The 24,583-nt window shown below is 68.9% G+C and carries 26 protein-coding genes; 17 read left to right on the top strand and 9 right to left on the bottom strand.

Annotation, left to right across the window (positions count from 1 at the left end):
- The first annotated feature begins 141 nt into the window (after positions 1 to 141).
- On the top strand, positions 142 to 1,059 hold the full coding sequence (locus tag G6048_RS08405) for a LysR family transcriptional regulator (protein WP_165338815.1): 918 nt from the start codon (positions 142 to 144) through the stop codon (positions 1,057 to 1,059).
- 152 nt (positions 1,060 to 1,211) lie between these two features.
- On the top strand, positions 1,212 to 2,192 hold the full coding sequence (locus tag G6048_RS08410; RefSeq protein WP_165338816.1) for a zinc-binding dehydrogenase: 981 nt from the start codon (positions 1,212 to 1,214) through the stop codon (positions 2,190 to 2,192).
- Positions 2,193 to 2,238: 46 nt separating this feature from the next.
- Here G6048_RS08410 and G6048_RS08415 read toward each other — a convergent pair whose 3' ends face one another.
- The gene (locus G6048_RS08415; RefSeq protein WP_165338817.1) at positions 2,239 to 3,012 is read right to left on the bottom strand and encodes a methyltransferase domain-containing protein; all 774 of its coding nucleotides are present in this window, start codon (positions 3,010 to 3,012) and stop codon (positions 2,239 to 2,241) included.
- A 230-nt stretch (positions 3,013 to 3,242) separates the two neighbouring features.
- On the opposite strand from G6048_RS08415, the gene G6048_RS08420 reads away from it, so the two are divergent.
- Positions 3,243 to 3,602 (top strand): hypothetical protein, encoded by a 360-nt coding sequence (locus G6048_RS08420; RefSeq protein WP_235989541.1) that lies wholly within the window; start codon positions 3,243 to 3,245, stop codon positions 3,600 to 3,602.
- A gap of 94 nt (positions 3,603 to 3,696) precedes the next feature.
- Here G6048_RS08420 and G6048_RS08425 read toward each other — a convergent pair whose 3' ends face one another.
- Positions 3,697 to 4,872, bottom strand: coding sequence for an epoxide hydrolase family protein (locus G6048_RS08425; RefSeq protein ID WP_165338818.1), 1,176 nt, complete (start codon positions 4,870 to 4,872; stop codon positions 3,697 to 3,699).
- A gap of 102 nt (positions 4,873 to 4,974) precedes the next feature.
- Between G6048_RS08425 and G6048_RS08430 the strand changes: the two genes are divergently transcribed.
- Both G6048_RS08430 and G6048_RS08435 read left to right on the top strand, forming a co-directional pair.
- The gene (locus tag G6048_RS08430) at positions 4,975 to 5,550 is read left to right on the top strand and encodes a CGNR zinc finger domain-containing protein (protein ID WP_165338819.1); all 576 of its coding nucleotides are present in this window, start codon (positions 4,975 to 4,977) and stop codon (positions 5,548 to 5,550) included.
- Between the two features lie 67 nt (positions 5,551 to 5,617).
- Entirely contained in the window at positions 5,618 to 6,022 is a 405-nt protein-coding gene (locus G6048_RS08435; protein WP_165338820.1) for a nuclear transport factor 2 family protein, read from the top strand.
- 47 nt (positions 6,023 to 6,069) lie between these two features.
- On the opposite strand, the gene G6048_RS08440 is transcribed toward G6048_RS08435, so the two are convergent.
- The 3 genes from G6048_RS08440 to G6048_RS08450 are packed head-to-tail and all read right to left on the bottom strand — an operon-like array spanning position 6,070 to position 9,014.
- Positions 6,070 to 7,092 carry an LLM class F420-dependent oxidoreductase gene (locus G6048_RS08440; RefSeq protein ID WP_165338821.1) on the bottom strand — a complete coding sequence of 341 codons (1,023 nt, stop codon included), beginning with the start codon at positions 7,090 to 7,092 and terminating at the stop codon, positions 6,070 to 6,072.
- Positions 7,089 to 8,225, bottom strand: a complete 1,137-nt coding sequence (locus G6048_RS08445; protein WP_165338822.1) for an acyl-CoA dehydrogenase family protein — start codon at positions 8,223 to 8,225, stop codon at positions 7,089 to 7,091. Before G6048_RS08445 ends, G6048_RS08440 begins: the two co-directional genes overlap by 4 nt.
- A 21-nt stretch (positions 8,226 to 8,246) precedes the next feature.
- Positions 8,247 to 9,014 carry an enoyl-CoA hydratase/isomerase family protein gene (locus G6048_RS08450; RefSeq protein WP_165338823.1) on the bottom strand — a complete coding sequence of 256 codons (768 nt, stop codon included), beginning with the start codon at positions 9,012 to 9,014 and terminating at the stop codon, positions 8,247 to 8,249.
- A 101-nt stretch (positions 9,015 to 9,115) separates the two neighbouring features.
- Here G6048_RS08450 and G6048_RS08455 point away from each other — a divergent pair, with 101 nt between their 5' ends.
- From G6048_RS08455 to G6048_RS08465, 3 genes are all read left to right on the top strand, one after another.
- Positions 9,116 to 9,982, top strand: coding sequence for a crotonase/enoyl-CoA hydratase family protein (locus G6048_RS08455; protein ID WP_165338824.1), 867 nt, complete (start codon positions 9,116 to 9,118; stop codon positions 9,980 to 9,982).
- A gap of 28 nt (positions 9,983 to 10,010) precedes the next feature.
- A complete protein-coding gene (locus G6048_RS08460) occupies positions 10,011 to 11,612 on the top strand; it encodes a GMC family oxidoreductase (RefSeq protein WP_165338825.1) in 1,602 nt (533 codons plus the stop codon).
- 128 nt (positions 11,613 to 11,740) lie between these two features.
- Entirely contained in the window at positions 11,741 to 13,198 is a 1,458-nt protein-coding gene (locus tag G6048_RS08465; protein ID WP_165338826.1) for a glycoside hydrolase family 1 protein, read from the top strand.
- Here the strand turns inward: G6048_RS08465 and G6048_RS08470 are convergent.
- Positions 13,177 to 13,695 (bottom strand): MaoC family dehydratase, encoded by a 519-nt coding sequence (locus G6048_RS08470; RefSeq protein WP_165338827.1) that lies wholly within the window; start codon positions 13,693 to 13,695, stop codon positions 13,177 to 13,179. The genes G6048_RS08465 and G6048_RS08470 overlap by 22 nt on opposite strands.
- Before the next feature lie 70 nt (positions 13,696 to 13,765).
- Positions 13,766 to 14,587, bottom strand: a complete 822-nt coding sequence (locus tag G6048_RS08475; RefSeq protein WP_165338828.1) for an enoyl-CoA hydratase/isomerase family protein — start codon at positions 14,585 to 14,587, stop codon at positions 13,766 to 13,768.
- A 146-nt stretch (positions 14,588 to 14,733) separates the two neighbouring features.
- Here G6048_RS08475 and G6048_RS08480 point away from each other — a divergent pair, with 146 nt between their 5' ends.
- The 4 genes from G6048_RS08480 to G6048_RS08495 are packed head-to-tail and all read left to right on the top strand — an operon-like array spanning position 14,734 to position 18,366.
- On the top strand, positions 14,734 to 15,858 hold the full coding sequence (locus G6048_RS08480) for an acyl-CoA dehydrogenase family protein (RefSeq protein ID WP_165338829.1): 1,125 nt from the start codon (positions 14,734 to 14,736) through the stop codon (positions 15,856 to 15,858).
- Positions 15,859 to 15,896: 38 nt separating this feature from the next.
- Complete coding sequence (locus G6048_RS08485; RefSeq protein ID WP_165338830.1) at positions 15,897 to 17,075, top strand: acyl-CoA dehydrogenase family protein; 1,179 nt, start codon at positions 15,897 to 15,899, stop codon at positions 17,073 to 17,075.
- On the top strand, positions 17,072 to 17,602 hold the full coding sequence (locus G6048_RS08490; RefSeq protein WP_165338831.1) for a nuclear transport factor 2 family protein: 531 nt from the start codon (positions 17,072 to 17,074) through the stop codon (positions 17,600 to 17,602). The genes G6048_RS08485 and G6048_RS08490 overlap by 4 nt, the downstream gene beginning before the upstream one ends.
- The gene (locus G6048_RS08495) at positions 17,599 to 18,366 is read left to right on the top strand and encodes an SDR family NAD(P)-dependent oxidoreductase (RefSeq protein ID WP_165338832.1); all 768 of its coding nucleotides are present in this window, start codon (positions 17,599 to 17,601) and stop codon (positions 18,364 to 18,366) included. The genes G6048_RS08490 and G6048_RS08495 overlap by 4 nt, the downstream gene beginning before the upstream one ends.
- A gap of 32 nt (positions 18,367 to 18,398) precedes the next feature.
- On the opposite strand, the gene G6048_RS08500 is transcribed toward G6048_RS08495, so the two are convergent.
- A complete protein-coding gene (locus tag G6048_RS08500; RefSeq protein ID WP_165338833.1) occupies positions 18,399 to 19,610 on the bottom strand; it encodes a CaiB/BaiF CoA transferase family protein in 1,212 nt (403 codons plus the stop codon).
- Positions 19,611 to 19,753: 143 nt separating this feature from the next.
- Here G6048_RS08500 and G6048_RS08505 point away from each other — a divergent pair, with 143 nt between their 5' ends.
- Genes G6048_RS08505 through G6048_RS08525 form a run of 5 tightly spaced genes read left to right on the top strand, consistent with a single transcriptional unit; the run spans position 19,754 to position 23,172 of the window.
- Positions 19,754 to 20,248, top strand: coding sequence for a PaaI family thioesterase (locus G6048_RS08505; RefSeq protein WP_165338834.1), 495 nt, complete (start codon positions 19,754 to 19,756; stop codon positions 20,246 to 20,248).
- Between the two features lie 4 nt (positions 20,249 to 20,252).
- Complete coding sequence (locus G6048_RS08510) at positions 20,253 to 21,098, top strand: enoyl-CoA hydratase-related protein (protein ID WP_165338835.1); 846 nt, start codon at positions 20,253 to 20,255, stop codon at positions 21,096 to 21,098.
- Positions 21,099 to 21,147: 49 nt separating this feature from the next.
- The gene (locus tag G6048_RS08515; RefSeq protein WP_165338836.1) at positions 21,148 to 21,627 is read left to right on the top strand and encodes an FAS1-like dehydratase domain-containing protein; all 480 of its coding nucleotides are present in this window, start codon (positions 21,148 to 21,150) and stop codon (positions 21,625 to 21,627) included.
- Positions 21,624 to 22,046, top strand: coding sequence for a MaoC family dehydratase (locus tag G6048_RS08520; RefSeq protein WP_165338837.1), 423 nt, complete (start codon positions 21,624 to 21,626; stop codon positions 22,044 to 22,046). Before G6048_RS08515 ends, G6048_RS08520 begins: the two co-directional genes overlap by 4 nt.
- 1 nt (position 22,047) lies before the next feature.
- Positions 22,048 to 23,172, top strand: a complete 1,125-nt coding sequence (locus G6048_RS08525) for a serine hydrolase domain-containing protein (protein ID WP_165338838.1) — start codon at positions 22,048 to 22,050, stop codon at positions 23,170 to 23,172.
- 40 nt (positions 23,173 to 23,212) lie between these two features.
- Here G6048_RS08525 and G6048_RS08530 read toward each other — a convergent pair whose 3' ends face one another.
- Positions 23,213 to 24,394, bottom strand: a complete 1,182-nt coding sequence (locus G6048_RS08530; protein WP_165338839.1) for an amidohydrolase family protein — start codon at positions 24,392 to 24,394, stop codon at positions 23,213 to 23,215.
- Positions 24,395 to 24,583 lie beyond the last annotated feature (189 nt).

Here is a 24,583-nt window from a genome sequence, read left to right on the forward strand (position 1 = left end):
GGTGAGGCGCCGCCGTAGTCGGATAGGGCCGGGCGCCGGCCCTCCTCGGATCGGCCGGGGGCACCGCCGTCGTCGGACGGGACGGGCGTCGAGATCGCCACGCGGGCGCCGGACGGTTCGAAACGGCGATAGAAATGTTCTATGGAACGTCGCCAGGTCGAGTACTTCCTCGCCGTAGCCTCGCACCGGAGCTTCACCAGCGCCGCCCACACCCTGCGCGTGGCACAGCCGTCGCTGTCCCACGCGATCCGTCTGCTGGAGCGGGAACTGGGCACCCCTCTCTTCCACCGGCTCGGTCGCGGAGTCGTGCTGACTTCGGCGGGAGAGGCGTTTGTGGAGCCTGCCCGGCAGGTCATGCGCGATCTGGAGACCGCTCGGTCGGTGGTGCGCACCATCGCCGGACTGGCGGGCGGCACGCTGGACATCGTCGCGCCGACGACGTTGGCGGTCGATCCGCTGGCGGACCTCGCCGGGGCCTTCCGCGGGCGCCATCCCGCGATCGACATCGTCATCGTCGAGCCACCGGACGCGGCCGCGGTCGCGAACGTGGTGCGTACCGGCGAGTGCGAGTTGGGGCTCGCCGATGTGCGGACGGACGGCAAGACCGTCGAGACCTTGGAGCTGTGCCGACAGGAGGTCCTGGTGGTGGTGCCACGGTCCGAACGCTTTCCCCAGGTCGGACCCGTGGCGCTCGCTGAGGTGGCCCGGATGGATCTCGTGGCGACCGCGCGCGGTACCGCGACCCGGGCTCTGATGGATCAGGCGCTGGGCGGGGAGGGAGGCCGTCCGCGCATCGCGGTGGAGACGGTTCATCAGGCTGCGGTCGTCCCCTTGGTGCTGGCCGGAGCGGGAGCGACGCTACTGCCGCGTTCTCTCGCCGAGGAGGCGGCGCGGCGCGGCGCGGTGGCGCTGGCGCTCAGCCCGCGCCTGGTCCGGCCGGTCTGGCTGATGTGGCGGCATGGGCCGCTCTCACCTGCCGCGCAGGCGTTCATCGATGTGGCCCGCGAGGTTTTCGCGAGCCCGGTGGCAGCGTTGCCGGAGGATGACAAGCAAGAGTGACCCCAGCAGGGTCTGATCGGCCTCGACGAGGTGTGCACCGTCGCGTGGGGAGCAACGCCGCCGAGAGGTGCCCGGCACGAGAAGCTTGACCTCAAGTCAACTTGAGGTCGCAGAGTGGCTGTTCTCCTGCAGATCTACCGGAAGGAACGGTCATGCGCGCCGTCGTGCTGCACGAGTTCGGACCCGCTGAGAACCTGCGTCATGAGACTGCGCCCGATCCCGTACCAGGACCGGGCGAGGTCCGCGTCGTGGTGAAGGCCGCGGGAGTTCACCAGATCGAGACGGCGATGCGGGAAGGGCTGGCGATCGGTCCGCCACTCCCCGAACTCCCGGCAATCTTCGGGGGAGAGGTGGCCGGCATCGTCGAGTCGGTCGGGCCAGACGTGGACGAGGCCTGGATCGGCGCCAAGGTGGTGACCGCGCATGGCAGGCCGGGAGGCTACGCCGAACTGGCCGTCGCCGACGTCTCGTCCCTGCACCGGATACCGGCCGGACTGGCGTACGAGGCCGCCGTCACCATGGTCGTCACCGGTACCACCACCATCGGCTTGCTCGACATCGCAGAACTCACCTCCGGCGACACGGTCCTGGTCACCTCCGCGGCCGGTGGCATCGGCCGTCTGCTCGTCCAGTTCGCCCGCCGCCTCGGCGCCACGGTCATCGGGGCAGCGGGTGGACCGGACAAGACGGCAGCCGTGCGAGAGCTGGGAGCCGACGTCGCCGTCGACTACAACCTGCCGGACTGGGCGGGCACCGTACGCGACGCCTTGGGCGGGCGCGGCGTCACGGTCGTTCTGGACGGAGTCGAGGGCGACAAGGGGCGGGCCGCCTTCGGGCTGCTGGCCGAAGGCGGACGTTACATCACCATCGGCGCGGCCTCGCGGGAGGATTTCCGCCCCGACGAGGCGGAGTTGAAGGAACGTGGCGTGACCTTCACCGACGCACTGACCCGGCTGTTGGAGGGCCAGGACGCGCCCACCGACGAGGCCCGCGCGCTCGCAGCGGCCGCCGACGGGAGTCTGGTGCCCGCCTTCCAGACCTTCCCCCTGTCCCAGGCCGCTGCGGCACACGCCGCCCTGGAGACGCGGGCTACAACGGGCAAGGTCGTCCTTGTCCCCGACGCCCACGGGTGAGCGTACGGCCGACGTCGAACATCCCTGCATGAGTCCCGGCCCGTCGTCAGTGGGAGCAGATCACCGTGACGAGTGTGAAGGAGGCGAAGAAGGTTCCCTCGGAGAGTGAGGCGAACCACCGACGACCACGTGCTTCGTCGATGTGCCCGTCCTGGATGGCTGTCTGCATGTTGCGGCCGAGCCCAAGGGTGCGATCCGCGTCCTGGAAGTCGAGGAAGACCGGTGTAGTCGCCCTCACCGTCTCGACGAGGAAGCCCGTTTGCTCCGCGAGACGGGCGAGGCTGCGGCCGATGGTCGCGTGGCGGACCACTTCCGACGTGGTGTAACGCGTGAACGTGCGACTCGTGGCGAGATCCTCCGCATCGACCACCAGGGTGTCCCAGTCCGGCTCCGCCAGAGCGATCCGTGCCCCTGGCCGCGTTACCAGCTGGAGCTGTTCCAGCACAGAGGCCGGCTCGGCGACATGCATGAGCACCCGGTCGATCTTGGCCCGGTCCACCGTGCCGGGCTCAACGGGGAGTGCGTGGGCGTCTCCCTCGCGGATCTGCACCACCGGCACGTCGCTGGTGCGTCGGCGGGCTTCGGACAGCATCGCCGGGTCGCGGTCCACACCGATCACTGTGCCGCTCAAGCCGACCCGTTCTGCCAGCGTCGGCAGGTCTGTGCCCGGGCCGCATCCCACGTCGAGCGCGGTCTCGTCTGGCTGAACGTCCAGCAGCTCCATCAACTCCTGCTTGTAGCCGCGACCGGCGGCGCTGGCCGCGGCTCGCAACATGTAGGCAGCCGGGTCAGGACGGGGAGCACCGAGAGTTGTGGACATGGAGGAAGTGAAACAGGTTCATGATCAGCGGGCAGCGCGATTCCAGGACAGGCAAGTGTCTCTGGCAGACACCTGAGATGGCGGCTGCGGCGATGGCGACCGCAGGGAGGCGGAGGACCCGGCATGACTGTTGCGCCGGGATCGGAGGACCTGGATGGTGACACCAGGCCCAAGCGAACCCGTTCGAAATCATGGGACCATGTGCGTCATGACGATGAACCGAAAGGTCCATGCCGCGTAGCCGGCCAGGACACATCCGGGCCGGCATCTCCCGTCACCGGACACCAGATGCAAAGCCAGTCATCGACGGCTTGTCCTCCCGTGCGCTGTCCGAGATCTTCCGTCTCGAGCGCACCCGCAATTACCTGCATCCAGGAGACGTCAGCGCGGCCGTGCTCTTGTGGAAGAACTACGTCCAGCGTCCTGAGCGCCAACTGTGGCACGACTACGAGTGGGGCAATGTGCACTGGTACTGCTGCGGCAATCCCTTCGAAGCCCGCGCTCTCCTCAACACCGTGACGCAGGCCATTTCACCGCGAAGCGCACGTGAACTCCGCCAAATCATCAGCCGGTTTGACGGCTCTTCGTAGCTGAGTGTGGGGGCGGGGATGTTGACGAGCGGGTATCGATCTCTATCATCCGAAAGACCTCGACATACTCCACGCTATCTTCGCCGAGCCGCGTTCACCGATGAGCGGCCAGCACTGCCGCGAGGCCCTCTTGTAGGTCTTTGACGAAATACTCGGGAACCTCCAGCGACGGGAAATGTCCCCCTTTCTCGGGCGTCCTCCAACGTACGATCTGCCGGAACCGCTCCTGTGCCCAGGCGCGCGGAGTGCGCGACTCGATGTCGCGGGGATACATGGTGATTGCTGACGGGACGTCGACCCGAAGGTCGGGGTCGAGCGAGTTGGGGCTTTCGTAGTAAATGCGGGCCGCCGATGCGCCGGTCCGCGTCAGCCAATACAGGGTGACGTCGTCAAGAATTCTGTCTCTGGAGATCGTCTCGAACGGGCTGTCTTCGGTGTCCGACCACTCGGCGAACTTGTCGAGGATCCAGGCCAGAAGCCCGACCGGTGAGTCGACGAGCGAGTAGCCGATGGTCTGCGGTCGGGTCGCCTGCTGCTTCGCGTACGCCCGGTGGTGGCGCCAGAAATCGCGGGTTTCCTCGGCCCACTTGCGCTCAATCGCCGTCAGCCCGTCCGTGGTCAACCCGGGCGGTGCCAACGCGAGTGTTGTGTGGATGCCGAGAACGTGCGCCGGGAACCGGCCGCCGAGAACCGTGGTGACATTGCCTCCCCAGTCGCCGCCGTGGGCTACGAATTTGCTGTAGCCGAGCCGTCCCATCAGTTCCACCCATGCGGCCGCGATCTTTTCGACTCCCCACCCGGTGGTGGCCGGCTTGTCGCTGTAACCAAAACCTGGCAGTGACGGGACCACGACGTGGAACGCCGGCGCGTCTGCGTCTTTCGGATCTGCCAGCTCGTCTACGACATCGATGAACTCGGCAACGCTGCCTGGCCAGCCGTGCGTCAGGATCAGAGGAGTGGCGTCTGCGCGCGCGGATCGGCGGTGCAGGAAGTGGATTCCCAGATCATCAATGGTCGTGCGGAACTGGCCGATCCGGTTCAGGCGCTCTTCGAAGTACCGCCAGTTGTACCCGGTGCGCCAGTAGTTCACGACATCGACGAGGTCGGCGAGTGGAACGCCCTGTTCCCATCGGCGAGGGTCGGGCGCGGCGCGATACACCGTCTCGGCCTCCGGTAGCCGCGCCGCGGCCAGTCGCGCGCGTAGATCGTCGAGGTCGGCGTCGGTCGCGTGGGCTTCAAATGCTTGCACGTCGCTGGTTGGACGGAGCATGACACCTCCTGGCCATCGCGGAACCGGCTACGGAAATCGCGAACCGGCTAAGACGGTTCTAGCAGGCCTCCACGCCGGCGAGCAACCAGCTAAGGTGGTTCCATGCCTGCTGGGTTCCCCGACTTTCGCCTCGGTAGCGTGCTGGCGACCAGCTTCACGGCGACCTTGACGGAGCGTCAGGGCGACGCTGTGGAGCGAATTCCCACGCCGCACCGACTCGTCGACTGGCTGGCAGTGAACGGCCTCGCCGTGGACTCCTGCACCACTGCCCAGCTCGACCTCGCTCGGGAACTGAGGGAGTCGATTCACGCCGCCGCGACAGCGGCCGCGATCCAGGACGCTCTCCCTGCGTCTGCTGTCCACGTCATCAATGACTGCAGCATTCAGGGTCGGGCCGCGGCGATCCTGACGCCCGAGGGCAAGCGGCGATGGCGGCTCAGCTCGGCTTCCTGCGTGGAAGACGCCCTCAGCGTGATAGCCGCCGACGCGATCAGCATCATCGCAGGCGAACGAGACGGAAAACTGGCCTTGTGTGCGTCACCAACCTGCAAGGCCGCCTTCTTCGACACCAGCCAAAGCCGCACCCGCAAATGGTGCGACATGAATACGTGCGGGAATCGTCAGAAGAAGGCGCGCTTCCATGCCAAACAGCGCAAAAACCCCAGATCGGTGGAGTGATCGTTGCCTGGGTATACACAAGTGAGTACGCCCAGCGGATGCCGTCCGACCTGTAAGGTCGACACACATGACGGCAGAGTCACCGGCGCAGACCGTGCAACGCCTGTTCCCACTGCTTGCCGAGGGAAAGAGTGCGGAGGCGGCGGCGCTGTTCGCCGACTCGGTGTCGTTCTCCATCCCGCACCCGCCGGGCATTCCGTGGGTACCGGAGGTCGACTCGGCGGACGGCATGCGGACATTCTTCGAGCTGCTGCAGACCCATGTGCAAGCCAAGGAGTTCGACCTCCGCCAGGTCATCGCCGAGGGCGACGATGTGGTGCTCATCGGGCGCATGGTCTCCGAGGTCAAGAAGACGGGCCGGGACATCGACACCGCGTTCGCCCTGCACGCCACGGTCCGGGACGGGCGCATCACCCGCTACCACCTCTACGAGGACACCTACGCCGTCGCCAAGGCCTACTTCGACGACTGATCGTCCGGCGGGCTCGCTCAGCTCGTCTTTGAACCTGAAACCCAGCCTCAGCCCTCGCGCAGCTCCCGCACAATCGGCTCCCACACCTCGGCGTCGATGTCGTACGCGGTGTAGAACGACACCCGGTCGACCAGCGCCCCGTACCGGCCGCGGATCTCCGCCGCCACCCGCTCCGGCTCCGCCACCACCGCGAAGGCATGCAGCACCTCATCGTCGACGAGCCGCCCCATCACCTCCCACTTGTCCTCGCGCCGGGACGTCGACAACTCGTGCAGTTCGTCGCCGAGTTCGCCCCAGCCGTGCAGTTCCAGTACGCCTCGGTAGGCGGGCGTGCTCCCGTAGAAGGCGATCTGGCGCCGGGTGCCGTCCACGGCGCGGGCCATCTCCTCCTCCGTACGGCCCGTCGCGGTGAGGAGGAGATGGGAGACGGAGACGTCGCCGCGCGTGCGGCCCGACTTCGCCAGCCCGGCCTCGACGGTCGGCACGGTGACCTCCCGCAGATACCGCTCGGTGGTGAAGCCGTGGGCGAGGAGTCCGTCCGCCACCTCCCCGGCGACCCGGGTCATCGCCTCCCCGACGGCGGCCACGAAGACCTTCGGAGCGCCACCGGTAGCGGGCGGGGGAGAGAAGAAGGGGGACATGAGCGTGTGCGAGTAGAAGTCGCCTTGGAAGTTGAGCTTCTCGCCCTCGTTCCAGGCGGCCCAGATGGCCCGCAGCGCGCTGACGTATTCCCGCATACGGGCCGCGGGCCGGCTCCACGGCATCGAGAATCGCCGCTCGATGTGCGGCTTGATCTGGCTGCCGAGGCCGAGCGAGAAGCGGCCGCCGGAGTAGGTCTGCAAGTCGTGGGCGGTGTACGCGAGTTGCATGGGGGAGCGGGCGAAGGCCACCGTGATCGCCGTACCGACCTCGAGCCGGTCGGTGTGCTCGGCCGCGAGCAGCAGCGGCAGGAACGGGTCGTGCTTGGACTCCGAGGCCCACAGGCCGTCGTAGCCGGCCTTCTCGTGGTGCCGGGCCTCCTCGGCCACCTCGGCCGTGCCCCACACGTTCAGCTTTCCGTCGACCTTCATGCGGATTCTCCCACCCTCTCCAAACCGATGCGCCGCGCGAGCAGTTCCCGGTGATACGCCGGATCGCCGAACAGCAGCTGTGACGTCTTGGCCCGCTTCAGATACAGATGGGCCGGATGCTCCCAGGTGAAGCCGATACCGCCGTGCACCTGGATGTTCTGCTCTGTCGCCTGTAGACAGGCGTCCGAGCAGAACGCCTTGGCCAGGCTCGCCACGGCGGGTAGCTCCGGATCCTCGCTCTCGGCGGCGAGCAGCGCGTAGTGCGCGGCGGCCCGCGCCGATTCCACCTCGAGGAGGACATCCGCGAGCAGATGCTTCACGGCCTGGAAGGAGCCGATGGGCCGCCCGAACTGGTGGCGCACCTTGGCGTACTCCACCGCCATGTCGAGCGCGCGCCCCGCGACCCCCACCTGTTCGGCCGCCAAGGCCACCGCGGCGCGGTCGAGTACCTCCGACGCCAGGTCCCAGCCGTCGCCGTGCGTACGCAGCCGGGTCGCCCGTACGTCGTGGTAGTCGAGGCGTGCCTGTCGGCGGGTCGGGTCCATCGTCGGCAGGGGGTCCCGGATCAGCCCGGCCGCATCGCCGTCCACCCAGAAGACGCCGATGCCGTCGCCGGTACGGGCCACGGTGAGCACGACATCCGCGCTCGCGCCGTCGAGTACGAAGGTCTTGTGGCCGCTGAGCAGCCAACTCCCGGCCGATTCACGGGCGTTGAGGCTCACACCATCGGCATCCCAGCGCGCGGAGTCCTCCGTCAGCGCCACGGTCGCCACCAGTTCACCGGCGGCCAGCCCCGGCAGCAGCCGCTTGCGGGCCTCCTCGTCGTCGCAACGCAAGAGAAGCGTGGTCGCCAGCACGGCGGAGGCAAGGAACGGCGTACTGGTCAGCGCCCGTCCCAACTCCTCCATCACCACGCCCACTTCGACCGGCCCGCAGCCCGCGCCCCCGTACTCCTCGGGGATCGCAAGCCCCTGCAGACCCAACTCCGCGCCCGTCCGGCGCCACACCGCCCGGTCGAAGCCCTCCGGCGTCTCCATCAGTCGCCGCACCTCGGTCTCGGGCGAGGTGTCCGCCAGGAACGCCCGTACGGTGCGCCGCAGTTCCTCCTGCTCGTCGCTGAACGCGAAGTCCATGTGAACTCACTCCTCTCCGGTTCAGCGGCCGGCGCGCGCCGCGATGATCTTCTCGACGATCGCGATGTGGTCCGGTGCGTGCATGCTGTCCCGCTCCGCGAGCAGAGCCGGTTCCAGTACGGCGGAGATGGCCTGCTCCAGGTGCAGGTTCACCGCCCGCTTGGTCTCGCGCAGCGCCTGCGCGGGCAGCGCGGCCAGCCGTCCGGCGAGATCCATGGCCTCGGCCCTGAGCTTGTCGTCCGGCACGACACGGTTGGCGATGCCCAGCCGGACCGCCTCCTGAGGGGACACGCGGTCGCCGAGGAACAGCAGCTCCTTGGCCCGGGTGAGGCCCACGAGCAGCGGCAGTACGAGTGCGCCGCCGTCCCCCGCGACCAGGCCGACTTGGACATGCGGATCCGCGATATGGGCGCCCTCGGCGATCAGTACGAGGTCGCTGAGCAGGGCGAGGCTGCAGCCGAGGCCGACAGCGGGCCCGTTCACCGCCGCGACGACCGGGAGCGGGCAGCGCACCATGCCGAGGATGATCCGCCGGGCCTCGTCGACGTTCTGCTCCCGGAAGGCGGGGTCCCGCTGGACGCGGGTCATGACCTCGAAGTTGCCGCCGGCGCTGAACGCCCGGCCGCGCCCGGTGAGTACGACCACCCGCGCGTCCGGATCGGCCGCCACGTCGTCCCACACCGACGCGAGAGACGAATGGAGCTCCTCACTCGTCGAGTTGAGCTGGTCCGGCCGGTTCAGCTCGATCAGCCGGACCGGCCCGTGGGCCGTCACCACGAGATCCGTCATCGCCACCGCCCAGCACTCAGGAAACAGTCAGTAGAGTTGAATGCTATAACTATTTAGAGCTGACTGGGAACCGTCACGGTGATCGACCGCGGAGGACGCGCATGCCGGAGCAGGAGTACGAGACCGTACGAGCCGAAGTGGCGGACCGCATCCTCACCGTCACCCTCAACCGGCCCGAGAAGCTGAACGCCTTCAACCCGCAGATGATGGCCGACCTGCTCGACATCTTCGACTCCGCGGACACCGACGACGACGTACGCGTGATCGTCGTGACCGGCGCCGGACGCGGCTTCTGCGCGGGCGCCGACGTCAGCTCCGGCGGCACGTCCTTCGACCACCGCAAGGCGGGCGCCAGGCATCGGGACACCGGGGGTCGGGTCGCCCTGCGGCTGTTCTCCTGCACCAAGCCGGTCATCGCCGCGATCAACGGCCCGGCGGCGGGCGTCGGCGCCAGCATGACCCTGCCCATGGACATCCGGCTGGCGTCGACCAAGGCGAAGTTCGGCTTCGTCTTCGCGCGCCGCGGCATCGTGCCGGAGTCCGCCGCGAGCTGGTTCCTGCCGCGGGCCGTGGGTATGCAGCGGGCCATGGAATGGGTGGCGACGGGCCGCGTCTTCGGCCCCGACGAGGCGCTGGCCGCCGGCCTGGTCCGCTCCGTCCACCCGCCGGAGGAACTGCTCCCGGCGGCGTACGAACTCGCCCGTGAGATCGCCGAGAACACCTCCGCGATCTCGGTCGCCCTCTCGCGCCAGATGATGTGGCGGATGCTCGGCGAGCCCCACCCGATGACCGCGCACCGCCTCGACTCGCGGATCATGAGCCAGATCGGTGGCGGCCCGGACCCCGTAGAGGGCGTCGAGTCCTTCCTCGCCAAACGCCCGCCCGAGTTCCCGGGCCGGGTCAGCAAGGACATGCCCTCCGTCTACCCCTGGTGGCAGGAGGAGGAGTTCCGGCCCTTCGGGGAGTAGCACCAGTCATTGAGCGCCAGGAGACGAGATGACGACGTACGACTACATCGTGGTGGGCGCGGGCTCGGCGGGCTGCGTACTCGCCAATCGCCTCTCCGAGGACCCGAAGACATCCGTGCTGCTGATCGAGGCGGGCGGCCGGGACACGACTCCGCTGATCAAGATGCCCAAGGGATTCGGCAAGCTCCTGGGCGATCCGCGGTACGCCTGGCACTACCCCGTCCAACCGGTCGGCCCGACCCGCCGGGTCGAACACTGGGTGCGCGGCAAGGCCCTCGGCGGATCGAGTTCCGTCAACGGCATGGTCTACAACCGCGGAGACCGCGCCGACTACGACGAACTGGAGCGCCTCGGAAACCCCGGCTGGGGCTGGGACACCATGCTGCCGGTCTTCAAGAAGATCGAGGACAACGCCCTCGGCGCCTCCGAACTCCGGGGCGCGGGCGGCCCGTTGCACATCTCCACTGCGGCGAAACCGGAGCCGCTGTGCGAGGAGGCGATTGCCGCAGGGACCGGACTGGGCTGGCAGCGGACCGACGACCTCAACACGGGCGACGGTGAACGCATCGGGTACGCCATGGCCACCATCAAGAACGGGCAGCGGTTCAGCGCCGCGCGCGCCTTTCTGCACCCGGTCGAGGACCGGCCGAACCTGACCGTGTCGGTGGACACCCTCGTGACGAAAGTCCTGATCGAGAAGGGCAGGGCCGTCGGCGTACGGACCCGCAGCGCGGGCCAGAAGACCGACATCCGTGCCCGACGCGAAGTGATCCTCTCCGCCGGCAGCATCGCCACGCCGAAGATCCTCCAGTTGTCCGGCATCGGCCCGGCCGAGACTCTCAAGGAGGCGGGCGTCGACGTCCTGGTGGACAGACCGCACGTAGGCGGCCGGATGCGCGAACACCGGTGCTTCGTCGTCCAGTACCGACTGAAGGACAACCTCGGCTACAACAAGGCACTGAGCACCCCGCTGCGGCAGGCGTTTTCGGGAGCGAAGTACCTGGCGACCCGCCGTGGACCGCTCGCCGCTCCCGCCTTCGACGTCATCGGCTTCTTCAAGTCCCGCCCCGAACTCGCCCGCCCGGACGCGCAATTGCTGATCGCGCCGGTCTCCCTCATGCCGGAGATCCCCGGTAAGGAGACCGGCGTGGAGCGCGAGCCCGGCGTGATGGGCCTCGGCTACATCCTCCGCCCCACCGCCGAAGGCAGCCTGCACATCACCTCGGCCGACCCCGAAGCGCCGCTCACGATCACGGCGAACTACTACGGGTCCGACCACGACCGAACCGTCGGAACGGCCCTCTTCCGCAGAATGCGCGAACTCTTCGAAACCGAGCCCATCGCCGGACGAATCATGGCCGAAACGCTACCCGGGACCGCCGTCCACGACGACCAGGAGATCATCGACGCGGGCCTCGACCACGGGCGCTGCGGCTACCACGCCATCGGCACCTGCGCGATGGGCCCGGCCGAGGACGATGCCGTCGATGCCCGCCTGCGTGTACGCGGTGTCGATGGCCTGCGGGTCGTCGACTGCTCGGTCATGCCGACCATGGTGTCGGGCAATCTCAACGGGCCCATCATGGCCATGGCCTGGCACGCTGCCGACCTCATCCGCCACGGAAGCTGAAACCTGACCGCCTCCTGACAGAATCAGGAGATCTGTCCGAAACATTGTCGTAGTTTCGCCGAAGTGTTAGCGTCCGGACGACGTCATTCAGTTGAATGCGTTAAACCATTCCGCCCTGGACGGTGACCATGAGCGATGGTTTCCTGTACGAATCCTTCCGCGGCGTCGACTGGGGAGTCGCCACCGCGGACACCCTCGCGGCCCCGCCGCCGCCCCCGCCCGAGCGTGGCGGGCACTTCCGGCAGTGGACCGACGACATCCGGCAACTGGTCGGCGTCACCCCGGACTCGCACCGGATGGTCGCCGGCTGGCCGCGGCTCCAGCCCGACGGCCCCGGCACCTGGGACCAGGAGGCCCTGGACCGCTGCGACCGCGAACTCGACGCCCTCCTCGAACTCGGCCTGCGGCCCGGCCTGACCCTGCTCGACCGGTCACTGCCGCCCTGGCTGGAGGCCGCCGGAGGCTGGCTCGACCGAGACACCGCCGAGCACTTCGCCGCGTACGCCGCCGAACTGGGCCGCCGCTTCGGCGACCGCGTGACCCGCTGGATCACCTCCACCGACCTGGCAGGGCCCACTCTCGCGGACCACGTGGCCGGGATGTACACACCGGGCCGCGGCATCGGCCGCGCGGGCCTCCCCACCGTCCACCACATCCTGCTCGCCAACGGCCTCGCGACCCGGGCCCTCAGAGCGGCCGGCGTCACCGGCCGGATCGGCACCACGGTCACCCTCGTCAGCGGCTACGCGGCCACCGACGACCCCTTCGACCGCCTCGCCCTCGAGCGTCTGGAGAGCTGGACCAACCGCCTCTTCCTCGACCCCATGATGCTCGGCGAGCACATGGTGACCGAGGACGACGTCTCACCCGTCGAGGCCACCGGCTGCGTGCGCCCCGGCGATCTGGAGATCATCAGCGCCGGCCAGGATCTGCTGGGCCTGTCCTGGCACACCCCGTTCCGTGTCACCGCACCGGAGAACCTGCCCCGCGTACTGCCGGCCAACAAGTGCCAGAGCACCCTCAACGAAGTGAACCGCCTGCTCGTCGGCCTGGGCTTCGCGATCACCCCCTTCGACGACGTCGAGACGACGGCGTACGGCTGGCCCATCCTCCCCGAGGCGCTCGCCGACGGCGTCGCCGACCTCCACGACCTGTACGGAGACTTGCTCCCCCCGCTGTCCGTCATCGACAACGGCATGGGCGATCTGGACCTGGTCGACGAGACCGGGCACAGCGACGACGCCCGGCGCCGGGCCCTGCTGCGCGCCAGGCTCTCCTGGCTGGGCCGGGTGATCGCTCGGGGCGTGAACGTCTGCGGCTACGAGTACTGGTCCGTGCTCGACAACCTGGAAGCGAAGTTCCGCTACACCCGCCTCTACACGATGGCGGTCCCGGACCATGAGCCGCCGCCGCGCCCGACGATGCCCTCGGACTGGGTGCATGGTGGAGCGTTCGCCGGCCCCGTCGGATCGGGATTTGCATCCGGATCCGGATCCGCGGACGGTTCCGCGCCCGGCCTGACCCTGGTGCCGGGCGCTCCCCGCGGACAGAGGGAGCAGCGGGGTCAGAGCGTCGGGGCCCCGTAGTCCCTGCCCCGGATCAGCCGTACCGGGGTGTAGACGAGCACGTCCTCGTCCCGCTGGTTGCGTACGGTGATCCGGCTGGTCACCACGCCCCGGCCGGGCTTGCTGGACGGACGCGAGTCCGTGGTCTCCACGACCGCGTACAGGGTGTCGCCGACATAGACCGGCCCCCGCACGGTCAGCTCCATGTGCAGGAAGGCGAGGCCCGTGCCGTGGAGTACGTTCGTCTGGAGCACGAGTCCTTCGGCGATGCAGTACGTCAGCCCGCCCGGGACGAGTCGTCCGGTGTAACCGCCCTCCGCGGCGTGCGTGGCGTCCCAGAAGAGCGGCTCGTTGAAGCCGCCCCAGGTGATGAAGTTGACCAGGTCGGTCTCGGTGATGGTGCGGCGGGCGGTCCGGAAGACCTGGCCCTTCGGCATGTCCTCGTAGGTCAACCCCCTTACCAGCGGGGGGACTTCGGTGGTCGCGGCAGTGGCGGTGGCCGTGGGCTCGGACGTCATCGCGGGCTCCTCATGCATCCGTAGGTCATGCGGGTCATGCGGGACATGCAGGACATGCAGGTCACGTAGGTCAGAGATCGATCGGGTGCTTGTCGGCCACACCCTCGAAGTCCGGCGCACGCTTCTCCCGGTGGGCGGCCAGACCTTCCGTGACCTCATGCCCCCCGAACCCGAAGAACTCCAGGCCCAGCGAGGCCTCGAAGATCGGCTGAGCCGTGCGGTACCAGTGGTTGAGGGACCGCTTCGTCCAGCTGATGGCGCTGGCGGAACCGGCCGCAAGGGTCGTCGCGATGCGCAGCCCCTCGGCGTGCACCTGCTCGTCGTCCACGCACTTGGAGACCAGACCGATGCGCTCGGCCTCCGCCCCCGTGAGCGGCTCGCAGGTCAGCAGGTAGTACTTGGCCTTCGCCATGCCGCACAGCAGCGGCCAGCAGATCGCCGCGTGGTCACCGGCCGCGACACCGAGCCGGGTGTGCCCGTCCACGATCTTCGCCTTGCGTCCGGCGATGGAGATGTCGGCCAGCATTCCGATGACCAGGCCCGCGCCCACCGCCGGGCCGTGGATCGCGGAGACCACCGGCTTGGAGCAGTTGATCACCCCGTACACCATGTCCCGCGCCTCCCGCATCACCCGGGCACGCACCGCGTACTCCTCGGTCAGGGCCTCGATGGAGTCGAAGGTCCCGCCCGCCGAGAACGCCTTGCCGGCGCCCTGGACCAGCACCGCGCGGGTCTCCTCGTCCCGGTCGATCACCGGCCAGATGTCGGCCAGTTCGCCGTGCATCCGCGGATCGACGGCGTTGAGATTCGGGCCGTCCAGCACGATACGGAGGACCCCGGGCGCGGGCCGCTCGAAGGTGAGGCTGGTGAACTCGTCATAGCGGTCGGTCACATCGCACCCCTGGTTCATTCAGTGCCTGGTTGGTTCAGCGGCTGGTTCATTCAGTGTGGATACTATAATTATCTAACTGTATCGTGGATGGGTAGCACGCGGGCAACACCGGGGAGCCGGCACCTCCGGGGACGGGAAGGCGCGCCATGGATCTCACCTTCGGCTTCGGCGAGGAGCAGGACGAGCTGCGCAAGGTCGTCCGCTCCTTCCTCGCCAGACACTCCACCGAGGCCGACGTACGCCGCCTGGCCGCCGGCCCGGAAGGCTACGACCGGGTCGTATGGCGGCGGATGGCCACGGAACTCGGCCTCCAGGGGCTCGCCATCCCCGAGGAGTACGGCGGCTCGGGCTTCGGTTACGCCGAACTCGGCATCGTCTTCGAGGAGACCGGCCGCGCCTTGCTCAGTGCCCCGTACTTCGCCACTGTGGCCCTCGCCGCCGAGGCCCTCTTGCGCTGCGACGACGAAGCGGCCCGCCACGACTACCTGCCGGGCATCGCCTCCGGCGACACCGTGGCCACGCTCGCGCTGACCGAGGCGGACGGCCGCTGGGACGAGCAAGGCATTCGGCTCAACGCCCTTGGAACGAGAGGAAATTGGCGGCTGACCGGCGTGAAGACGTACGTCCCCGACGGCCACCTCGCCGATCTGCTGCTCGTCGCCGCCCGTACCCCCTCCGGCGTCAGCCTCTTCGCCGTCGAGAGCGACGCACCAGGCGTCACCCGCACCGCGCTCCCCACCCTCGACCAGACCCGCAAGCAGGCACAGATCGACTTCGCCGACACCCCCGCCCGGCTGCTGGGCACCGAGGGCGCGGCCTGGCCCGCGATCGAGCGCACCCTCGCCACCGCCTCCGTACTGCTGGCCGCCGAACAGGTCGGGGGAGCCGCCGCCGCGCTGGACGCCGCCGTGGCGTACGCCAAGATCCGCGAACAGTACGGGCGGGCGATCGGCTCGTTCCAGGGCATCAAGCACAAGTGCGCGGACATGCTCGTCGAGATCGAGTCGGCCCGCTCGGCGGCGTACGGCGGACTGTGGGCGCTCGACGCGGGAGGCGAGGCCGAGATCGCCATCGCGGCGGCCCTCGCCCAGGCCTTCTGCTCGGAGGCGTTCACCAAGGTCGCGGGCGAGAACATCCAGGTGCACGGCGGAATCGGCTTCACCTGGGAACACCCCGCACACCTCTACCTCAAGCGGGCCAAGAGCTCCGAGATGCTGCTCGGCACGCCGTCGTACCACCGGGAGCTGCTCGCTACCCGGCTCGGCATCTGAACCCACGCGATCTGAATCCACGCGGAGGAGAACACGCAATGGAGCTGGACTTCGGCGCCGCGGTACGCGACTTCCGGGACGAGCTGCGCGACTGGCTGGCCGAGCACCTCGTGGGCGAGTTCGCCGCACACCGGGGCGTCGGCGGCCCCACCGACGGCGCCGCCTGGGAGGTCCGGCTCGCCTGGGACCGCGAGCTGTCCGCAGGGAACTGGCTGGGCATCAGCTGGCCGCAAGAATACGGAGGCAGAGGGCTCGGACTCCTTGAGGAGATCGTCTTCGAGTACGAGTACGCGCGCGCCAACGCCCCGTACCGCGCGACCGGCAACGCCCTCGACCTGCTCGGCCCGATGCTGCTCGCGATGGGCAGCGAGGAGCAGAAGAAGCGCTTCCTGCCGCCCGTCCTCGCTGTCGAGGAGCTCTGGGGTCAGGGCTTCAGCGAACCGGGCGCCGGTTCCGATCTGGCGTCCGTACGCACCCGCGCCGAGCGCGACGGCGACCAGTGGGTGGTCAACGGGCAGAAGGTGTGGACCTCCTTCGGTATCCACGCCGACTGGCTGTACGTCCTCGTCCGCACCGACCCGGACTCCCAGCGGCACAAGGGACTGAGCATGCTGCTCGTGCCCGCCGACCAGCCGGGCGTGGACATCCGGCCGATCCGCAACCTGGCGGGCCAGGACGAGTTCGCCGAGGTCTTCTTCTCCGATGCCCGCACCGGCGCGGACATGGTGGTGGGCGAGGTGGGCCAGGGCTGGCGCACCGCGATGGGCACCCTCGGTATCGAACGCGGCACCACGCTCCTGCCCCAGCAGCTCACCTTCGAGCGGGAGGCCGACGCCCTGATCGAACTGGCCCGCGAACGCGGCGCGCTGCACGACCCCATGCTGCGCCGCCGGATCGTGGACGCCTGGATCTCCGTACGCATCATGCGCACCACCAACATGCGGACCGTCGCCGAACTGGTCGCGGGCCGCACACCCGGAGCGCAGTCCACCACGGCGAAGCTGTACGCCTCGACACGGCATCAGCAACTGGGCCATCTCGCCATGGAGTTGGCGGGACCGGCCGGACAGATCATCGGCGAGGACTACGAACTCGTCACCCGGCAGCGCTCGTTCCTGCTCTCCCTCGCGGAGACCATCTACGGCGGCTCCAGCGAGATCCAGCGCAACATCATCGGCGAGCAACTCCTCGGCCTGCCCAAGGACCCACGGCCATGAGCCCAGCCGACATCCGTGCTCTCGAGGACCGTATCGACCGCATCGAATCGCAGCTCGCCATCCAGCAACTCCCCATCCGTTACGCCCTCGCCGTGGACGCCCGCGACCTCGACGCCTGGACCGGCTGCTTCCGCCCCGACGTCGACATGGGCCGCCACGGCCGCGGCCGACGGGTCCTGCGCGCCCACATCGAGCCCCAACTGCGCGGCTTCCACCGCTCCGTTCACCAGATCTGCGGCCACCGCATCGAGTTCACCGGCCGCGACACCGCGACCGGCGCGGTCTACTGCCGGGCCGAGCACGAGGTGGGGGAGCGGTGGATCGTGATGGCGATCTGCTACGGGGACGAGTACGCGCGGGTGGACGGCGAGTGGTACTTCTCCCGCCGCCGTGAACAGCACTGGTACGCGGCCGATGTCACCGAGCGGCCGCAGACGGTGGACTTCATGGGCTGGGAGGGTGCCGGAGAACCGGCCCTGCCGGACGCCTTTCCCTCGTGGGCACCCTTCTGGAAGGAAACGACATGACGGAGCGACGTACGCGGCTGGCCGGGAAGGTGGCGCTGGTCACCGGAGGCGGACAGGGCGTGGGACGTGGGATCGCGCTCGCGCTGGCCGCCGAGGGGGCGGCGGTGGTGATCTCGGGCCGTACCGAGAGCAAGCTGAAGGACACCGCCGCCGAGATCGCCGAGCGCGGCGGGCGGGCGTGCACCGTGGCCGGGGACGTGGGCGAGCGTGACGACGTCGACCGCATGGTGGCCGAGACGGTACGGGAGTTCGGCGCACTGGACGTCCTCGTCAACAACGCGCAGTCGTCGGTGCAGCGCAAGCTGGAGAAGACGTCGTACGACGATGTCGAACTCACCTACCGCAGCGGCCCGTTGGCGACCTTCCACGCGATGCAGTCCGCGCTGCCTCATCTCAAGGCGAGCCGCGGCAGCGTCGTGAACCTCGGCTCCTCCGCCGCGGTGCAGGGCGATCCGACCTTCGGGGCGTACGCGATGGCCAAGGAGGCGATCCGCGGACTGAGCCGGGTGGCAGCGCGGGAGTGGGGCCCGTACGGAATCCGGGTCAACGTCGTCTGCCCGGCCGCGCTGAGCCCGGCCGCGGAGGACTACCTCGCCACCCACCCGGAGAAGGCCGCACCGCTGTACGCCGGCATCCCGCTGGGCCGCCTCGGCGACCCCGAGTCGGACATCGGCCGCGCGGTTGCGGCCCTGGTCAGCGAGGAGATGGTGTATCTGACTGGCGCGACACTGATGCTGGAGGGCGGCCGGACGCTGATCGGCTGACGGGACGGCCGCCCGCACTGCACCTCAGGTCGTCATACGACGCCCCGCGCCCGCAGCTCGACGAGCTGATCCTCCGTCACCCCGGCCAGTCGGCCCAGGACTTCGGCGGTGTGCTCGCCCAGCGACGGCGGCGGAGCATACTCCCCGACGGGAGTCGCCGAGAGCCGCAGCGGGCTGGCGAGCAGCGGCAGCCGCCCCGACACCGGGTCCTCGACTTCCACCAGCATCTCCCGGTGCTGGACCTGCGGATCGGCGAAGACCTCGGGCAGTTCGTTGATCGGGCCGGCCGGGACATCGTGCGCGTCGAACGCGGCCAGCCACTCGTCCCGGGTCCTGGTCCGCAGGATCTCCTCCAGTACGGGCACGATCTCGTCCCGGTGGGTGATCCGTGCGGCGGTCGTGGCGAACCGCGGATCCTGGAGCAGCTCGCCGTGGTCGACGGCCGCGCAGAAGGCCGCGAACTGCTTGTCGTTGCCGGCTACGACGAAGATGGGCTTGTCCTTGCACGGGAACGCCTGGGACGGGATCCCGCCGTAGCCGCCGTTGGCGCGGCGCCGCGGGACCTCGCCGGAGACCAGGTAGTTCATCGCGAAGTGCGAGAGCGTGGCGAGCCCGCAGTCCAGCAGGGACAGGTCGATGAACTGGCCCTCGCCGGTGGTGTCCCGGTGCCGCAGGGCCGCGAGGATCGCGGTGGAGGCGTACAGCCCGGTGAGGATGTCGATCATGCTGATGCCGACCTTCATCGGCTCCTCCGGATGCCCTGAGACGCTCATCATCCCGGACATGGCCTGGAAGATGCCGTCGTAGCCGGGGCGAGAGGCGTACGGGCCGGTCTGCCCGAAGCCGGTGACGGAGAGGTAGACCAGCCGCGGGTTGAGCGCGCGCAGGCTCTCCTGGTCGAGGCCGTACTTCGCCAGGGTGCCCGCGCGGAAGTTCTCGACGACGACGTCCGAGCGCGCGGCCAGGGCGCGGATCAACTCCTGCCCCTCCGCGGTGGCGTGATTGACGGTGACCGACTTCTTGTTGCGGTTGCAGGCGAGGAAGAACGCGGCGGTGTCCGTCGGCTCGCCGCCGCGGTCGGTGAGGAACGGAGGTCCGTACGTCCGCGAGTCGTCGCCGACTCCGGGGCGCTCGACCTTGATCACCTCCGCGCCCAGATCGGCCAGCGTCTGGGTGGCGAGTGGCGCCGCGAGGATACGGGACAGATCGAGGACGCGGATCCCGGCCAGGGCGGTCGACGGCATCAAGGGCCTCCCGTTCACGATGAATGAGTTATATAAATAATACATCTGGCGGGACTCGGGTGTAGCCTCATGATTGCTTCAACTATCCAATTCATGTAACTATATGGCGCTGGGTTGCGGAGCCGGAGATGGAAGGTGCGCGGATGACCGTCACGGCGAGGACCCTCACCGACCAGGAACAACGCGAGCGCCGCGAGTGGTTCCGGGCCCGCTGGGAACGCGGGGTCAAGTTCAACCGCAGCGCCGGTATGCGCGTACTGCGCTGGGACCCGGACGGCATCGAGATGACGATGCCCTTCACCGAGGCGCTCTCGGCCCACGAAGGCGTCTTCCACGGCGGAGTCGTCTCGGCGCTGATCGACACCGCGGGCTCGGGAGCCGTGATCGCCGGCCATGACTTCACCAAGGGCAGCCTGCTCAGCACCGTCTCCATGTCGGTGCAGTACCTCGCGCCCGCCCGCGGCCACGAGGCCATCGCCTACGCGCGCTGCGTCCGACGCGGCAGCCGCCTCCACTTCGCCGAGGTCGACGTACGGATGCCGGACGGCCGGGTCTGCGCCCGGGGTCAGGTGGTGGTGACCATCTCCGGGGAGCGAGCCGGCGTCGGCGACCCCGTCGAACCCTTTGCCGAGGAGTGACACGATGACCGAACAGCCCACAGAAGACCTGGTGTTGTACGAGGTCGACGAGGACGGTGTCGCCACCGTGACCCTCAACCGGCCCGAGCGCAAGAACGCCTGGAGCATCCCCATGGAGCAGCGGTTCTTCGCGCTCCTGGACGAGGCCGCCGCCGACCCCGCCGTCCGCGTGGTCATCATCACCGGGGCGGGCAGGGCGTTCTGCCCCGGGATGGACGTCCAGCGGCTTGAGCAGAACGCCCAGCCCGGCGAGTCCCTCAACCTTCAGGCCCGCGTGCCCATGTACAGCCGACGGAACATGCCGAAGCCCCTGATCGCCGCCGTCAACGGCGCCTGCGCGGGCATCGGTCTCATCCAGGCGCTGATCTGCGACGTACGCTTCGCGGCCCGCGGCGCCCGCTTCACCACCGCCTTCACCCGGCGCGGACTGGCCGGCGAGTACAACCTGCCGTACGTGCTCCCGCGCGTCATCGGTCTGGAGAACGCGCTCGACCTGCTCCTCTCCGGCCGCGTCTTCGACGCCGACGAGGCGAAGGAGCTGGGCCTGGTCAGCCGCGTCGTCGAACCTGACCAACTCCTCGACGCCGCCCGCGCGTACGCCCGCGACATCGCCCGCAACTGCTCCCCGCGCGCCATGGCCGTCGTACGCCACCAGGTGTACGGCGACCTCGACCGCGGCTTCACCGACGCCCTGGCCCGCAGCTACTCGGCGATGGAGTTCTTCGCTGGCTCACCGGACTTCCGTGAGGGCGTGGCGAGCTTCGTGGAGAAGCGGGAGCCCAAGTTCGAGGGCCTGCCCCCGGACTTCGACCCGGACGAGGCGACACGCGACGCGTTCCTGCCGTACTGACACCAACTGACGCCTGCCAGACGCTTATTGACCACGAGGAGCACGAACCATGACAGGGCACCCGTTCCCCGTCGAGTCCGGGCACATCCTGATGTTCGCCCGCGCCATCGGCGACGAGAACCCGGCGTACGAGCATCTCGCCCCGCCCACCTTCACCTGGGCGAGCGCCCACTTCGACCCCGACTGCCACCTGCGGCCGAAGCCCGGCGAGGAGTGGTTCGGCTCCGGAGCCGGGCCGGGAGTGATGCCGGAGGGCGGCGGAGGACTGCACGCCGAGCAGCACTTCGAGTACCACCGTCCGGTACGCGTCGGAGAGACGCTGTACGCGCACACCGTGCCGGGCCGCAGCTGGGAGAAGCAGGGCCGCACGGGACGCCTGCTGTTCAGCGAACGCATCACCGAGTACCGGGACGCCGACGGCGCACCGGTCGTCAGCGCCCGCACCGTGGCCGTCGTGCCCGAGGGCCCCGCCACCCCCAAGTCCGGGGAACCGGCGAACAGTTCCACCGGGAAGGACGACACCCGATGAGCCCGCACGTGGATGACATCAAGGTCGGCGAGACCCGCGAAAGCGTGCTCGTCGACGACTTGAAGCGCACCCGGATCGTCCAGTACGCGGGCGCCTCCGGCGACTTCAACCCGCTCCACACCGACCACGTCTTCGCCACCGAAGCCGCCGGCTACCCCGGGGTCTTCGCCCACGGCATGATGACGATGGGCATGACCGGCCGGGTCCTCACCGACTGGGTCGGCATCGAACCGCTGCTGAGCTACGGGGTGCGCTTCAAGGCGCAGGTCTGGCCCGGCGACACCCTGACCGCCACGGCGACCGTCGAGTCCATCGAGGATGCGCCCGCCGGACCGGTCGCCCAGTTCTCGCTGCGTACCGTCAACCAGCACGGCGCCGAGGTGGTCACCGGCACCGCGACGGTCCGCTTGGAGTCTTGACATGCCCGGCCACGTTCCCGTCGCGCCCGAAGCCGTGGGTGTCGACGGGCACCGGCTCGACGTACTGCTGCGCCGCATCAGGCTCGAAGTGGAGCACGGCCCGCTCCCGTCGGCGCAGGTCGCCGTCGCCAGGAGCGGCCGCCTGGTGGCGTACGAGACCTGGGGTGACGCCGGTCCGGACACCCGCTACGTCCTGCAGTCCGTCGGCCGCTCGATCGTCGCCGGCGCCGTGTGGAAGCTGATGGGCGATGGCCTGCTCGACATCGGTGAGCAAGTCGCCGCGATCATCCCGGAGTTCGCGCCGAACGGGAAGGAGGCGGTCACGGTCGAGCAGGTGCTCACCCACACCGCCGGCTTCCCCTTCGCACCACTCGGCTACCCGAAGATGCTCGACCGGGAGCAGCGGCTCGCCGCCTTCGGCCGCTGGCGCCTCGACTACCCGCCGGGCAGCCGCTTCCAGTTCCATCTCACCTCGGCCGCCTGGCTGATCGCCGAGATCACCGAGCGGCGTACGGGGCTGCCCTTCGCCGACTATCTGCGCGAGCGGATCGCAGAGCCGTTGGGCCTGACCTCGATCGAACTGGGCGTCCCCGTCGACCGGCAGCCCGGCACGGTCGCCCCGATGACCGCCACCGACCGCACCGACGACGACCAGGAACCCGACCCCTGGGGACCCTGGTACCTGTCCGACCCGCGGGTGCTGGCGGCGGGCGAACCCAGTCACGCACTCGTCGCCACCGCCGCCGATGTCGCCCTGTACTTCCAGGCGTTGGAGCACTCGGGCCTGTGGAAGCCGGAGGCGGTGGCCGAGGGAACCAGGATCCGGCTGACCGAGCATCCGTACGGCGACCAGCTCTACGGCGGCGGGGGCAGCCGGCGTACGAGCATGGGCCTGTTCGTCACTGTCGCCGGCCCCGACGCGGGCAGTCAACTTCCCTCCACCGGCTCGCCGTTGCTCTTCGGGAGTGCCGGGGCCGCGTACCAACTGGGCTTCATGGACCCGGAGACGTGTCTGTCCTTCGCGCTGCTGAGCAACGGCTACCCGCTGGCCGGTTACGACCACTCGCGGCGCGGCACCGCGCTGATGACGAACATCGCGAACCTGGCGGCGGACCTGGTCGACTGACCGGGCCCGCCGCCAGGCGGGGACTGCGGGTGCTGAACGCTCAGCGGCTGACCAGCTGCTGGGCGTTGTTGTACATGATGTCGTCCTGGACCGACTCATCCAGCTCCGCGAGGAGCTTGCGGTAGTCGGCCGGGTTCGCGATGCCCTCCGCGTGCGGGAAGTCCGAGCCCATCACGATGGACTCGTGGTAGCCGAGCCGCTTCACCAGGCTCGGGATGTCGTCCTCGGGGTAGGGCACCACGCGGATGTGCTTGCGGAAGACCTGGCTCGGGCGCTCCGCCAACTGTCCGCCGATCCATGGCCCGTTGCGGCCCATGCCCCGGCTCTTGTCCATGTGCCGGACGAAGTGCGGTACCCACTCGGCGCCGAACTCGGAGACCAGGACGTTGATGTCGGGGAACCGCTCGAAGAGGTTGTCGAAGATGAGCGCGGAGAGCGTCTCCTCGATCGGGCGCTGGCCGTAGGTGTTCATCCACTGCCAGGCGGACATACGGAAGTGGATCGGGTTGGGGTCGTGGCCCCAGGCCGGGGCGACGTTCGAGTTGTAGTAGAACTCGCTGATGTGGTAACAGACGCTGGCCTTGGCCTCGTTGACCAGTTTCCAGAACGGGTCGAAGTACGGGTCGCCCGGTGAGCGGCCGTACTGAGGCCCGGTCGGCAGCATGATGAACCGGGCGCCCTTGTTCAGGACGAACTCCAGCTCCTTCACCGCGCTGTCGAGGTCGCGCAGCGAGAGCAGGGCGGGGGAGTAGATCCGGTCCTGGTGGTTGAAGCCCCACACCTCGTCCATATAGCGGTTGAACGAGTGGTAGTTGGCGTAGAGCGGCTCGACCCCGCGTACGTACTCCTCGGCGACCAGGGCCCAGCCGCCGGGATACATGATCGTCTGGTCCAGGCCCTGCTCGTCCATGATCCGCAGCCGGGCCTCACGGTTCTGGTACGCCTCGTGCATCGGCTCGAACTGGTACGTCTCGTCGGGGTTGCCCGAGGCCATCGCCTTGAGCATCTCCTTGAGCGAGCCGGGCCGGTAGACCTGCCCGAACTCCGGCTCCAGACAGACCACGATCCTGTCTCCCGCGAGAATGACCTCCCGGCCGTCCGGCAGCGTCACGGGGGCCACGGCCTGACCGAGGTACTCCTTGGGGAGGTAGCGGGTGAAGGAATCCCGCTCCTCGTACATGTGCTGGTCGCAGTCGAAGATCCGCTTGCGCTGTTCGGCCATCGCCGTTGCCTCCCGACACCCCAGAGCTATTCAGTGCTCCTCCTATAATTATCTAACTGTTTCAAGAGTGCAAGGGTGGCGGCGAGTGAGGGGTGAGCGGGTGACCACGCCACCGTGCTCGCGTTCCTCCAGCGCTACTACCTGCACACCGCCCCGGAGGACCTCACCGACCGCGACCCGGTCGATGTC

Origin of the sequence: Streptomyces ureilyticus (assembly GCF_011045025.1) — a bacterium.
GTDB lineage: Bacteria > Actinomycetota > Actinomycetes > Streptomycetales > Streptomycetaceae > Streptomyces > Streptomyces ureilyticus.

Coding starts and splice junctions, on each gene's coding strand:
- G6048_RS08405 (WP_165338815.1), top strand. CDS start 142: ATGGAACGTCGCCAGGTCGAGTACTTCCTCGCCGTAGCCTCGCACCGG.
- G6048_RS08410 (WP_165338816.1), top strand. CDS start 1,212: ATGCGCGCCGTCGTGCTGCACGAGTTCGGACCCGCTGAGAACCTGCGT.
- G6048_RS08415 (WP_165338817.1), bottom strand. CDS start 3,012: ATGTCCACAACTCTCGGTGCTCCCCGTCCTGACCCGGCTGCCTACATG.
- G6048_RS08420 (WP_235989541.1), top strand. CDS start 3,243: ATGCCGCGTAGCCGGCCAGGACACATCCGGGCCGGCATCTCCCGTCAC.
- G6048_RS08425 (WP_165338818.1), bottom strand. CDS start 4,872: ATGCTCCGTCCAACCAGCGACGTGCAAGCATTTGAAGCCCACGCGACC.
- G6048_RS08430 (WP_165338819.1), top strand. CDS start 4,975: ATGCCTGCTGGGTTCCCCGACTTTCGCCTCGGTAGCGTGCTGGCGACC.
- G6048_RS08435 (WP_165338820.1), top strand. CDS start 5,618: ATGACGGCAGAGTCACCGGCGCAGACCGTGCAACGCCTGTTCCCACTG.
- G6048_RS08440 (WP_165338821.1), bottom strand. CDS start 7,092: ATGAAGGTCGACGGAAAGCTGAACGTGTGGGGCACGGCCGAGGTGGCC.
- G6048_RS08445 (WP_165338822.1), bottom strand. CDS start 8,225: ATGGACTTCGCGTTCAGCGACGAGCAGGAGGAACTGCGGCGCACCGTA.
- G6048_RS08450 (WP_165338823.1), bottom strand. CDS start 9,014: ATGACGGATCTCGTGGTGACGGCCCACGGGCCGGTCCGGCTGATCGAG.
- G6048_RS08455 (WP_165338824.1), top strand. CDS start 9,116: ATGCCGGAGCAGGAGTACGAGACCGTACGAGCCGAAGTGGCGGACCGC.
- G6048_RS08460 (WP_165338825.1), top strand. CDS start 10,011: ATGACGACGTACGACTACATCGTGGTGGGCGCGGGCTCGGCGGGCTGC.
- G6048_RS08465 (WP_165338826.1), top strand. CDS start 11,741: ATGAGCGATGGTTTCCTGTACGAATCCTTCCGCGGCGTCGACTGGGGA.
- G6048_RS08470 (WP_165338827.1), bottom strand. CDS start 13,695: ATGACGTCCGAGCCCACGGCCACCGCCACTGCCGCGACCACCGAAGTC.
- G6048_RS08480 (WP_165338829.1), top strand. CDS start 14,734: ATGGATCTCACCTTCGGCTTCGGCGAGGAGCAGGACGAGCTGCGCAAG.
- G6048_RS08485 (WP_165338830.1), top strand. CDS start 15,897: ATGGAGCTGGACTTCGGCGCCGCGGTACGCGACTTCCGGGACGAGCTG.
- G6048_RS08490 (WP_165338831.1), top strand. CDS start 17,072: ATGAGCCCAGCCGACATCCGTGCTCTCGAGGACCGTATCGACCGCATC.
- G6048_RS08495 (WP_165338832.1), top strand. CDS start 17,599: ATGACGGAGCGACGTACGCGGCTGGCCGGGAAGGTGGCGCTGGTCACC.
- G6048_RS08500 (WP_165338833.1), bottom strand. CDS start 19,610: ATGCCGTCGACCGCCCTGGCCGGGATCCGCGTCCTCGATCTGTCCCGT.
- G6048_RS08505 (WP_165338834.1), top strand. CDS start 19,754: ATGACCGTCACGGCGAGGACCCTCACCGACCAGGAACAACGCGAGCGC.
- G6048_RS08510 (WP_165338835.1), top strand. CDS start 20,253: ATGACCGAACAGCCCACAGAAGACCTGGTGTTGTACGAGGTCGACGAG.
- G6048_RS08515 (WP_165338836.1), top strand. CDS start 21,148: ATGACAGGGCACCCGTTCCCCGTCGAGTCCGGGCACATCCTGATGTTC.
- G6048_RS08520 (WP_165338837.1), top strand. CDS start 21,624: ATGAGCCCGCACGTGGATGACATCAAGGTCGGCGAGACCCGCGAAAGC.
- G6048_RS08525 (WP_165338838.1), top strand. CDS start 22,048: ATGCCCGGCCACGTTCCCGTCGCGCCCGAAGCCGTGGGTGTCGACGGG.
- G6048_RS08530 (WP_165338839.1), bottom strand. CDS start 24,394: ATGGCCGAACAGCGCAAGCGGATCTTCGACTGCGACCAGCACATGTAC.